The following is an 11,343-nucleotide window of genomic DNA, read 5'->3' as shown; positions in this document are numbered from 1 at the left end:
TCTCAGCCGCGCCAGACGTCCGAGGTCAGCGTGACCTTGCCGGAGGACGGCACCGTGGCCGTGCGGTTGGCCCCGCTCTCCCAGGTGACGTTGCCGCTCGCGTCCTTGCGGATGTACTTGTACTCGAACGTGGTGCCCGCGGGCACGGCCACGTCGAGCTTCCAGACCGGGTACGTCGCCGGGTCGAGCTTCAGCGCGCTGCCGGTGTTCCAGTTGCCGAGCGCGGACTGATTGCCGGTGACGTAGATGTTCTGGCCCAGCTGGGTGGTGGCGTTGACGCCGAAGGAGGCGCCGGAGGTGCCGGTCCCCGTGCCGGGGTCGGTGGTGCCGGAGGAGCCGCCACAGGTGCGGGCGCCGGTGTGCAGGGCCAGGGCGGTGTTGGCGCCGAGGGTGGCGGTGAACTGGCCGGAGCCGTTGACCGTGACGCCCTTGCCGGACTGGACGTCGCAGTAGTCGCCGGCGGGCAGCGAGGTCTGGAACGTGCGCGTCAGCGAGGAGCCCTCGTGGTTGATCGCGACGTACGCCTTGGAGCCGCGCCCGAAGGCGATCCGGTCGCCGCCGTTGTCCCACCAGTTGGTGACGGCCTCACCGCGCGCGGTGTTGCGGAAGCCGACCATGGACGAGATCTCGCGCCAGGCGTGCTGGCATTTCCACCCGTCGCTGTAGCAGGCGTTCACCGTGCCGCCGTTGGGCGGGCCGGCGTCCTTGTCGGACCACTCGTAGCCGGAGTGGACGTCGGGCGAGCCGTAGGGCCAGGCCAGCATGAACACGCTGGCGAGGGTGTAGTTGGCGCCGTCCTTGTAGTTCAGCGTGTCGCCGCCCCGCTCGGTGTCGTGGTTGTCGACGAACACCGCGGCCTTCGAGGAGGACATGAAGCCCCAGCCCTCGCCGAAGTTCTTCAGGTTGGCGAGGTTCTCGTTGTTGAAGACCTGCTTGAGGCTGCGGGCGTAGCGGAACTCCTGGACGTCCCCGTTGCCGGTGTACTCGTCGGGCGAGACCGCCTCGCCGGCCCCGTAGATCGCCTCCTGCTTCCAGTAGACGCCCGGGTTGCTGAGCCGGGACTTGATGTTGGCGAGGTCGCCGGCGGGCATGTGCTTGGCCGCGTCGATGCGGAATCCGTCGACGCCGAGCGAGAGGAGGTCGTTGAGGTAGCCGGCGATCTTCCCGCGTACGTAGTCCTCACCGGTGTCCAGGTCGGCGAGCCCGACGAGCTCGCAGTTCTGGACGTTGGCGCGGTCGCCGTAGTTGCTGATCTGGGCGGTGCAGTCGTCCATGTCGGCCGAGGAGTACAGCCCGGGGTAGTTGTACTTGGTGTACGAGGTACCGCCCGTGCCGGTGCCCGAACCGCTGGTCATGTGGTTGATGACGGAGTCCGCGACGACCTTGACGCCGGCACTGTGGCAGGTGCTGACCATGTTGGCGAAGGACGTACGGTCCCCGAGCCGCCCGGCGATCTTGTAGCTGACCGGCTGGTACGAGGTCCACCACTGGCCGCCCTGGATGTGCTCCTGGGGCGGCGAGACCTGGACGAAGCCGTAGCCGGCCGGGCCGAGGGTGTCCGTACACGCCTTGGCGACGGAGTCGAACTTCCACTCGAAGAGGACGGCGGTGACGTCCTTGGTGCCCGGGGCGGATGCCTCGGCCGTCGTGGCGGGGACCACGAGGGCGGCGGCTCCCGCGACGAGGGCGAGCGCGGCAGACAGTGGTCTGCTGGCCATGTTTTCCTCCTGCTGTGGGGGAAATGCGGGTGACGGTGCAGCCTCATCGGCAACGCGCCCTGCCCTCAAGGCTCCTGAAGGTTCTTGCTGCAAGAATGCAAACCTTGCCGCAGCGAGACCGTACGAGCCCGACAGGTCCCGGTCAACCCTTTGGACATCCCCCGCTCACATCCTCGAAATACCGCAGATTTCTTCCTGCAAGCTCTTACGCAAGACATTGCAGCCCTGTTACGTTTCTCCCGACTCCGGTCCGGTCGGCCGGGGGTCCCGTTACCCCGGGCCCCACGCGCCCGGCCGGCCGGGCCGGTCAGGGACAAGAGGGGCGCCGGCGGTCACACCTCCCCGCCGGCCCAATCCGGGTCGACCTCCGGTGCCTCTCCTGTGTCGTCCCGCCCCCCGGCCCGCCGCCGGACAGGCCCTGGGCTCGCCCCCATGTGGCCAGGAGAACAGTCGTCCCCCGAACAGCCGAACACCCCGCGCACGCCGTACGGTTCGGCCCCCGCGCAGCCCGGCCGGGGCAGCCCCGACCGGCACGCGGCGCCCACGGTCGGCCTGGGCGCACCCGAACCGCCCCGCCCCCGCCGCAACCGGACCACGGTCGCCGTGGTGGCCGTCTGCGCGGCGGTCGTCGTGGCCTGCGCGGCGGTGGGCTACCTGACACTGCGCGACGACAGCGGCGACGAGGCGGGTCCGCAGCCGACGTTCACCCCGACCGCGAGCGCCTCGACGGGCGACGGAGGCACCGACCGGGGCGAGGGCGGAGGTTCGGGCCCGCTCGCCGCCGGCTGGAAGACGGTGGTCAACGCCAAGCGCGGCATCACCTTCGACGTGCCCGCCTCCTGGACGCGGAAGTCCTCGGACTGGGTGAGCTACGTCGCCGAGAACGACGACCCCGAGGAGAAGCCGCTGGTCGCGATGGTGGCGTGAGCGGGAACGGGTGCGGGGCCGGCCCCCCTCCGGCCGGCCCCGCACCCGTTCCCGCCACGACGTCAGGCGCTCCTCAGCGCCGCCGTCGAGCCCCTTACCACCAGTTCCGGCTGGAACACGTACTCCGTGCGCTGCACGGGGCTGCCGCCGATCTCCTCCAGGAGCGCGCCCACCGCGGCCGCCGCCATCGCCTGCACCGGCTGGCGGACCGTGGTCAGCGGCGGATCGGTGAACGCGATGAGCTGCGAGTCGTCGAAGCCCACCACCGAGACGTCGCGCGGCACGTCGAGCCCGCGGTCCCGGGCCGCGCGGACCACGCCCAGCGCCATGAGGTCGCTGCCGCAGACGATGCCGGTGCAGCCGCTGTCCAGCAGCGCACCGGCCGCGACCTGGCCGCCCTCGACGCTGAACAGCGTGGAGCACACCAGGGATTCGGCGTCCGCGCGGTCCAGGCCCAGCACGGAGACCGCCGCGTCCACGAAGCCGTCCCGCTTCCGGCGGGAGGGGACGTAGCGCTGCGGTCCTATGGCGAGGCCCACCCGGCGGTGGCCGAGTTCGGCGAGATGGCTCACGGCCATCCGCACGGCGGCGGTGTCGTCGGGCGAGACGAACGGGGCGCTGATGCGCTCGTTGTAGCCGTTGATCAGGACGAACGGCACCCCGCGCTCGCTCAGCGCGGCGTAGCGCGCCGGGTCGGCCGAGGTGTCGGCGTGCAGCCCGGAGAGGAAGACGATGCCGCCGACGCCGCGTTCGACGAGCTGCTCGACGAGTTCGTCCTCGGTGGCGCCGCCGGGCAGCTGGGTGCAGAGCACCGGGGTGTAGCCGTGGCCCGCGAGCACCTGCTCCACGGACTGGGCGAAGGCCGGGAAGATCGGGTTGGTGAGCTCGGGGGTCACCAGCCCGATCAGCCCGGCGCTGCGCTGCCGCAGCCGCACGGGCCGTTCGTAGCCCAGGATGTCGAGCGCCGCGAGCACCCGCTGACGCGTGGTGTCCGCGACGCCCGGCTTGCCGTTGAGGACCCGGCTGACGGTGGCCTCGCTGACGGACGCCTGGCCGGCGATGTCCGACAGCCTCAGCGCACCGCCCGCGCCGGGGCCCCGCGGCAGGGGGACGGTCGTCACACCGTCCACCACACCGTGGTGTCGGCGGGCAGCTCGACCGTGTCGCCGTCGGTCTCTACCGGGGCGCTGGACAGCAGGACCGTGCCCTGTACGGGGATGCGGACCGGGGCGCCCGTGGTGTTGACGGTGCACACGAACCCGGGGCGGGCGAAGGACAGCAGCCCCGCCGGGGCTTCGAGCCAGCGGACGTCGGCGCCCGCGCCGAGGCCGGGGTGCGCCCGGCGGGCGGCGATGGCGGCCCGGTACAGCTCCAGCGTGGAGCCGGCCGCGCCGGTCTGCGCCTCGACGCTCAGCTCGCCCCAGCCGGTGGGCTGCGGAAGCCAGCTGCCGCCCGCGCCGAAGCCGTACGAGGAGCCCTCGCGGGTCCACGGGATCGGGACGCGGCAGCCGTCGCGGAAGCCGTCCTGGCCGTCGGCCCGGAAGAACGACGGGTCCTGGCGGGCCTCGTCGGGCAGGTCGGTGACGTCGGGCAGGCCGAGCTCCTCGCCCTGGTAGACGTAGGCGGAGCCGGGCAGCGCCAGCATCAGGAGGCTGGCCGCGCGGGCCCGGCGCAGGCCGAGCTCGCGGTCGCCGGGGGTGCGGATCTGGGTGCCGAGGCCCGCGGGGTTGGCGAACCGGGTGGCGTGCCGGGTGACGTCGTGGTTGGAGAGCACCCAGGTGGTGGGGGCGCCGACCGGGCGCATGGCGTCGAGCGAGGTGTCGATGACCTCGCGGAGCGCGGCGGCGTCCCAGGCTGTGGCCAGGTACTGGAAGTTGAACGCCTGGTGCATCTCGTCGGGGCGCACGTAGTTGGCGGTGCGCTCGACGGTGGGCGTCCACGCCTCGGCGACGGCGATGCGGTCACCGGGGTACTCGTCGAGGATGGTGCGCCAGCTGCGGTAGATCTCGTGCACGCCGTCCTGGTCGAAGAACGGCATGACATCGTTTCCGAGCAGCTTCAGCTGGTCGTGGGTGCCCAGGTCCGGCAGCCCCTCGGCCTTGACCAAGCCGTGCGCGACGTCGACGCGGAAGCCGTCGACGCCCATGTCGAGCCAGAAACGCAGGATCGAGCGGAACTCGTCGGCGACGGCCGGGTGCTCCCAGTTGAAGTCGGGCTGCTCGGGCGCGAAGAGGTGGAGGTACCACTCGCCGGGGGTGCCGTCCGGGTTCACCGTGCGGGTCCAGGCGGGGCCGCCGAAGATGGACTCCCAGTCGTTGGGCGGGAGTTCGCCGTCGGTGCCCTTGCCGGGGCGGAAGTGGTAGCGGTCGCGCAGGGCGGAGCCGGGGCCCTCGGCGAGCGCGCGCTTGAACCACTCGTGCTGGTCGGATGAGTGGTTGGGCACCAGGTCGACGATGATCCGCAGGCCGAGGTCGTGGGCGTCGCGGATCAGCGCGTCGGCGTCCAGCAGGCTGCCGAACATCGGGTCGATGGCCCGGTAGTCGGCGACGTCGTAGCCGGCGTCGGCCTGCGGGGACGCGTAGAACGGGCTGAGCCAGACCGCGTCGACGCCGAGCTCCTTGAGGTACGGAAGCCGGCCGCGTACGCCTGCGAGATCGCCCATGCCGTCACCGTTGCCGTCGGCGAAGCTGCGCGGATAGACCTGGTAGATCACCGCGTCCTGCCACCAGCCGGTGCGGTGGCCCGCGGCCTCGTCGGACGTGCCGGTGGAGGGGGCAGCGAGGTGCTGGGTCATGTCGTCCCTGGGGTGTCTGGGTGGGGGTGGCGCCGGGACCGGGTCGGGATACCGGCGCCACCGTGACTGGTGCGTGCGTGCGGGTCGTACGGGCGTGCTCAGCCCTTGACGGCTCCGGCGGACATGCCGGTGACCAGGTGCTTCTGGGCGAAGAGGAACACCAGCGCCGCGGGTATCGCGATCAGTACGGACGCGGCGGTCATCGGGCCCCACTGGGCGCCGTACTGGTTGACGAACAGCTGGAGTCCGCCCGCGAGGGTGAGGTTGTCCTCGCCGACCATGAAGGCGGAGGCGTACGCCACCTCGCCCCAGGCGGTGATGAAGGAGTAGAACGCGGTGACGGCGAGCCCGGGCTTGGCCAGCGGCAGGATGAGCCGCCAGAACGTGCCGAACGGGGTGAGGCCGTCGACCTGCCCCGACTCGTCGATCTCGCGCGGGATGGTGTCGAAGAAGCCCTTCATCATCCAGGCGCAGAACGGCACCGAGATGGTCAGGTACGTGATGACGAGGCCGGCGGGCTTATTGAGCAGCCCCATACCCGCCATGATGTTGTAGATCGGCACGATGAGGACGGCGACCGGGAACATCTGGGTGATCAGCAGCGTCCACATCAGCCCGCGCTTGCCGGGGAACCGGAAGCGGCTGACGGCGTAGCCGGTGGAGGCGGAGACGATGACGCCGATGAGCGTGGTGAGGCCCGCGACGATCAGCGAGTTGCCGAACCAGGTCAGGAACTTCGTGTCCTGGATCAGGTTCGTGTAGTTCTCGAACGTCGTTTCCTTGAAGAAGTCCGTGGTGGTCGCGAGCGCGGCCGGCTTCAGCGAGGTGAGCAGCACCCAGAGCACGGGGAAGACCGCGATCACGGACGCGACGATCAGCGTGAGGTGCAGGGCCGTGGAGGCCAGCGGCGAACGCTCCCCGCGCTTGCGCACCTTGGCCGGGCGCGGCGCGGAGTGGCGCGCGGTGGGGGTGGTCGTGGTGGTCACCAGTCATCTCCCTGAGTGCGCAGGACCCGCCGGTAGATGGTGGCGAAGATCAGCAGGAGTACGAGGATCAGCACGCCCCAGGTGGAGGACTGCGCGAAGTCGCGCGGGCTGATCTCGAAGGAGAACTTGTACGCCTGGGTCACCAGGATCTGGGTCGCTTCACCGGGTCCGCCGCGGGTGAGCAGGAAGATCACCGGGAACATGTTGAAGGTCCAGATGGTGGAGAGCAGGATGACGGTCGTGGAGACCGGCCGCAGTCCGGGCAGCGTGACGTGGCGGAAGCGCTGCCAGGCGGTGGCGCCGTCCATCTCCGCGGCCTCGTAGTGCTCGCTCGGAATGGACTGGAGGCCGCCGAGCAGGGCGACCATCATGAACGGCACGCCGAGCCACACGTTGACGACGATGACGGAGATCTTGGCGATCGTGGGGTCGCCCAGCCAGTCGATCCCGTCGAAACCGCCGCCCGCGAGGACCTTGTTGAGCAGCCCGCGGTCGTTGTTGTAGAGGAAGCGCCAGGCGAAGACGGAGACGAAGCCGGGGACGGCCCAGGGCAGGATGAGCGCCATCCGGTAGGCGGAGCGTCCGGCGATCTTCCGGTTGAGGATGTTCGCCAGCGCCATGCCGAGGGCGAAGGTGATGGTCACGCAGGAGACCGTCCACACCAGGGTCCACCCGAGCGTGCCGAGGAACTGTTCGCCGGTGAGTGCGTCGGTGTAGTTGTCCAGGCCGACGAACTTGTACGTGGCGGGCAGGTGGTTGACACCGATGGACCGCGCGACGTTGCGCTCGTTGGCGTCGGTCAGCGACAGGTAGATGCCGCGGACCAGGGGGTAACCGATGATCACGCCGATCACGACGACGACCGGGGCCACCATCGTCCAGGCGTACCAGTGCGTCGACAGCGCCCGCCGTATCCGTCCCGGCGGCGGGGGGTTACCAGTACCGCGGCTCCGGCCGCGGGCGACGTCGTCGCCCGCGGCCTTCACCACCGACTGGCTGGTGTGGACAGCCATCAGCCGGCCTGCCTTCCTGAGTTACTTCCAGCCCTTGAGGAGCTTGCGGTAGGAGTCACCGGTCGTCTTGACCGCCTTCTCCGGGGTCGTCTGACCGGTGAGGACCTTGGTGTACTCGGTGACGAGCGGCGCGAAGAGGCTGCCGGTCTCCGGGATCCAGGGGCGCTCGACGGCGCTCTCGACGACCGGCTTGAAGAAGCCGACGATCTCGTTGTTGACGACGTCCTCCTTGGCGTAGGCGGAGGTACGGGTCGGCAGGAGGTTCAGCTCCTTGGTGACCTGGGCCTGCGTGTCGACGGAGGTCATGTAGTCGACGAAGGCGTAGGAAGCGTCCAGGTTCTTGGAACCGGCGTAGACGGCCAGGTTGTGACCGCCCTGCGGCGCGCCCTGGGCGACGGAGCCGGCCGGGACCGGGGCGACACCCAGGTTGGCCTTGTCCTTGAACTCCTTGCCGGTGTACGTGTCGGCGACGGCCCACGGGCCGTTGATCATCATCGCGACGTCGCCGTTCTTGAACGACGCCTGCATGTTGTCCCAGCCGTCGGTGGCGTCCGTCTTGGCGGCGCCCGAGTCGACCAGGTCCTTGACGACCTTCATGGCCTTGACGCCGGCCGGGTTGTCGATGGTGACGGTCTTGTCGGGGGCGCTGACCATGTCGCCGCCCTCGCCGTACAGGAAGGACAGGAACCAGTAGGCGTCGTCGCCGCGCAGGTAGAAGCCGGTCTTGCCGGTCTTCGACTTGATCTTCTTGGAGACGGTCTTCAGCTCGTCGATGGTGGTGGGAACCTTGACGCCCGCCTCCTTGAAGATCTTCTTGTTGTAGAAGATGCCCATGGAGTCGATCACCTGCGGCACCGCGTACGTCTTGCCGTCGTACTTGGTGGACGCGGCGGCCTGCTTCAGGAAGTCGTCCTGCTTCTGCAGGGCGGGGGTGCCGTCCAGCGGGGCGAGGTAGCCGAGGTCCGCGAACTCGGGGGTCCAGGCGACCTCGGAGCGGATCACGTCGGGGGCGCCGGAGCCCGCCTGCGCCGCGTTCTTGAACTTGTTCTGCGCGTCACCGAAGGGCACGTTGACGTACTTGACGTCGACCTTCGGGTGCAGCTTCTCGAAGCCCTCGGCGATCTTCTTGAAGACCTTGTCCTCGCTGCCCGCGGTGGATGTGTCCCACCACGTCACGGTGCCGGAGAGCTCGCCGGAGCTCTTGGAAGTGCTGTCGGACTTGTCATCGCTGCCGCAGGCGGTCGCCGCGAGCGCCAGGGCCGCGACCAGGGCGGTGGCCGTTATGCCACGTCGCATCTGAACTCCTTCAACTGCCGTACCGCTCCGTCGCGGCGCCGGGTCGACGTGAACGTAACAAGGATGAAAGACGACCGAAAGAGTTTGCGGAAGATTTCTGCAAGCTCCGGCGATCGTTACATTGGCGTGTCCTCAAGGTTGCCGTCAAGCCACTTGACGAAACTCCCGGATCCCTGACACACCACGCCCACCAGCCCTGATTCCGCAGTGCGACGATCTGACCGCAGCCGGCAAGCCGGGCCCGCAAGACCTTGCAAGATGTTGCCGCCGCGTCCGGCCCGGCGTCGCTCCGGGCTTCCCGCGGGGCCCCGGGCCCGGTCCCTCCCGGTTCCTGCGCATGGTGGGCAATCCGACCCGCTCCCGGTACAGTCCAATGCCATGACCGCACGGCTTGCCGATATCGCAACTCAGGCGGGGGTCAGCGAAGCGACGGTCAGCCGCGTACTGAACGGCAAGCCCGGGGTAGCCGCTGCCACCCGCGAATCCGTACTCGCCGCGCTCGACGTCCTCGGCTACGAACGGCCCGTACGTCTGCGCAGGCGCAGCGCGGGGCTCGTCGGCCTGATCACGCCCGAGCTGGAGAACCCGATCTTCCCGGCGCTCGCCCAGGTCATCGGGCAGGCGTTGACCCGGCAGGGCTACACCCCGGTCCTCGCGACCCAGACCCCGGGCGGCTCCACCGAGGACGAGCTGACCGAGATGCTGGTCGACCGGGGCGTCTCGGGCATCATCTTCGTCTCCGGGCTGCACGCCGACACCTCGGCCGACATGGGGCGCTACGAGCAACTGCGCGCCCAGGGCGTCCCCTTCGTCCTGGTCAACGGCTTCTCGCCCAAGGTGCAGGCGCCCTTCATCTCCCCGGACGACCGGGCCGCGATGCGGCTGGCGGTGACACACCTGGTGTCGCTCGGCCACACCCGGATCGGGCTCGCGGTCGGCCCGAAGCGCTTCGTGCCGGTGCTCCGCAAGATCGAGGGCTTCCACGCCACCATGCGCGAGCAGTTGAACCTCACGGCCGACGAGGTCGAGGAGCTGATCCAGCACTCCCTGTACACGCTGGAGGGCGGCCAGGCCGCCGCGTCCGCGCTGATGGAGCGGGGCTGCACGGCGGTGGTGTGCGCGAGCGACATGATGGCGCTCGGTGCGATCAGGGCCGCCCGCCGGCTCTCCCGCGAGGTCCCGCGCGAGCTGTCGGTGGTGGGGTACGACGACTCGCCGCTCATAGCGTTCACCGACCCGCCGCTGACCACGATCCGCCAGCCGGTCACGGCGATGGGCCAGGCCGCCGTGCGCACGCTCCTGGAGGAGATCGGCGGCACGCCCGCCCCGCACAGCGAGTTCGTCTTCATGCCGGAACTGGTCGTACGCGGCTCCACCGCCGCGGGCCCCGGCCCGGACACGCCCGCCACCGCCCCCGCGGCCCTTCCAGGATCGCACGCGGGCGCGTAACCGGCCTGCCGCACACCCCGGGCACTCCCGCCTGACGTGCAACTCGCGCCCCACCGGAGGATCATCGGGCGGAGAGGGCAAATCTGGCAGACTCTGTGCCTATGGGTGAATTGAGCGTGAAACGACAGGAAGGCCGCACGGAGGCCACCCCGTCACCCATCGTGAACGAGGCGGCTCCCGAGGCGAACACCAAGCAGTCCGGTCGCACACACGGGCCCGGCAGAGCGCTCGACAGACCACTCGGCCACGTCGTGTCGCGACTGCGCTCCCCACGGTCGCCCCGGCGGCCCCGTCTCTGGTTCGAAATCCTGCTCGTGGCGATGAGTTACTGGGTGTACTCGCTGGTGCGCAACGCGGTCCCCGAGCAGAAGACCGCCGCCCTGGCGAACGCGGACTGGCTCTGGTCGGTCGAACGGTTCCTCGGCATCGCGGTCGAGCAGTCGGTCAACCACGCGGTGAACTCGGTGACATGGCTCATCGTCTCGATGAACTACTACTACGCCACCCTGCACTTCATCGTCACGATCAGTGTGCTCGTATGGTTGTTCCGCCGGCATCCCGGCCGGTACGCGGCGGCCAGACTGGCCCTGTTCGCGACCACGGCGGTCGCGCTCCTCGGCTACTACCTGTACCCGTTGGCCCCGCCCCGCCTGATGAACGGCGGCAACTTCATCGACACCGTCCTGGTCCACCAGACCTGGGGTTCGATGGCCTCGGGCAACTTCAAGAACATGTCCAACCAGTACGCGGCGATGCCGTCGATGCACATCGGCTGGTCCCTGTGGTGCGGCCTCACCATCTTCGCCCTGGCCTCCGCCCCCTGGGCCCGCATCCTGGGCCTGCTGTATCCCACGGTCACCCTGATGGTCATCGTCTCGACGGCGAACCACTTCTGGCTGGACGCGGTGGGGGGCGTGGCGTGCCTGGCGTTCGGCTACGCCGTGTCGTACGCGTGGTACGGGGCGCTGCCGCACCGGCTGCCGAGGCGCATCCCGCGCAAGTCGGACCGCCCTCGCCTCAGCGCGCTCGGGGCGCAGCCCCGTCCAGAACCGGCGGCAACCCGCCACTGACCCCGGGGCTCCGCCGGACCCCGCTATTCAATAGCCGGAGGAGCTGGATCTTGGCGGCCCGTTCAAGCCCCTCCGGCGATTGAGGAGCGG

The 11,343-nt window shown here is 69.8% G+C and carries 9 protein-coding genes; 3 read left to right on the top strand and 6 right to left on the bottom strand.

The features are described 5' to 3' along the window. Positions 1-2: 2 nt before the first annotated feature. Positions 3-1,718: a carbohydrate-binding module family 20 domain-containing protein gene (locus BLW14_RS23130; RefSeq protein WP_093709105.1), complete on the bottom strand. Its 1,716-nt coding sequence runs from the start codon at positions 1,716-1,718 to the stop codon at positions 3-5. Positions 1,719-2,150: 432 nt separating this feature from the next. On the opposite strand from BLW14_RS23130, the gene BLW14_RS23125 reads away from it, so the two are divergent. Then, the gene (locus tag BLW14_RS23125; protein WP_256332866.1) at positions 2,151-2,645 is read left to right on the top strand and encodes a DUF8017 domain-containing protein; all 495 of its coding nucleotides are present in this window, start codon (positions 2,151-2,153) and stop codon (positions 2,643-2,645) included. A 62-nt stretch (positions 2,646-2,707) separates the two neighbouring features. Here BLW14_RS23125 and BLW14_RS23120 read toward each other — a convergent pair whose 3' ends face one another. The 5 genes from BLW14_RS23120 to BLW14_RS23100 all read right to left on the bottom strand — a co-directional run bounded on the left by BLW14_RS23120 (position 2,708) and on the right by BLW14_RS23100 (position 8,734). Further along, the gene (locus BLW14_RS23120; RefSeq protein ID WP_093709104.1) at positions 2,708-3,778 is read right to left on the bottom strand and encodes a LacI family DNA-binding transcriptional regulator; all 1,071 of its coding nucleotides are present in this window, start codon (positions 3,776-3,778) and stop codon (positions 2,708-2,710) included. Next, complete coding sequence (locus BLW14_RS23115) at positions 3,763-5,439, bottom strand: glycoside hydrolase family 13 protein (protein WP_093709103.1); 1,677 nt, start codon at positions 5,437-5,439, stop codon at positions 3,763-3,765. The genes BLW14_RS23120 and BLW14_RS23115 overlap by 16 nt, the downstream gene beginning before the upstream one ends. 98 nt (positions 5,440-5,537) lie before the next feature. Further along, positions 5,538-6,425 (bottom strand): sugar ABC transporter permease, encoded by an 888-nt coding sequence (locus BLW14_RS23110; protein WP_093709102.1) that lies wholly within the window; start codon positions 6,423-6,425, stop codon positions 5,538-5,540. Then, the gene (locus tag BLW14_RS23105; RefSeq protein ID WP_093709101.1) at positions 6,422-7,438 is read right to left on the bottom strand and encodes a carbohydrate ABC transporter permease; all 1,017 of its coding nucleotides are present in this window, start codon (positions 7,436-7,438) and stop codon (positions 6,422-6,424) included. Before BLW14_RS23105 ends, BLW14_RS23110 begins: the two co-directional genes overlap by 4 nt. 21 nt (positions 7,439-7,459) lie before the next feature. Further along, positions 7,460-8,734 carry an extracellular solute-binding protein gene (locus BLW14_RS23100; RefSeq protein WP_093709100.1) on the bottom strand — a complete coding sequence of 425 codons (1,275 nt, stop codon included), beginning with the start codon at positions 8,732-8,734 and terminating at the stop codon, positions 7,460-7,462. 378 nt (positions 8,735-9,112) lie between these two features. Between BLW14_RS23100 and BLW14_RS23095 the strand changes: the two genes are divergently transcribed. Beyond that, complete coding sequence (locus BLW14_RS23095; protein WP_093709099.1) at positions 9,113-10,183, top strand: LacI family DNA-binding transcriptional regulator; 1,071 nt, start codon at positions 9,113-9,115, stop codon at positions 10,181-10,183. Positions 10,184-10,344: 161 nt separating this feature from the next. Then, on the top strand, positions 10,345-11,253 hold the full coding sequence (locus BLW14_RS23090) for a phosphatase PAP2 family protein (protein ID WP_093709098.1): 909 nt from the start codon (positions 10,345-10,347) through the stop codon (positions 11,251-11,253). The last annotated feature ends 90 nt before the right edge of the window (positions 11,254-11,343 follow it).

The organism is Streptomyces sp. 2131.1 (assembly GCF_900105515.1).
Taxonomy (GTDB): domain Bacteria; phylum Actinomycetota; class Actinomycetes; order Streptomycetales; family Streptomycetaceae; genus Streptomyces; species Streptomyces drozdowiczii.
This window is presented reverse-complemented; position numbering and strand designations above follow the sequence as displayed.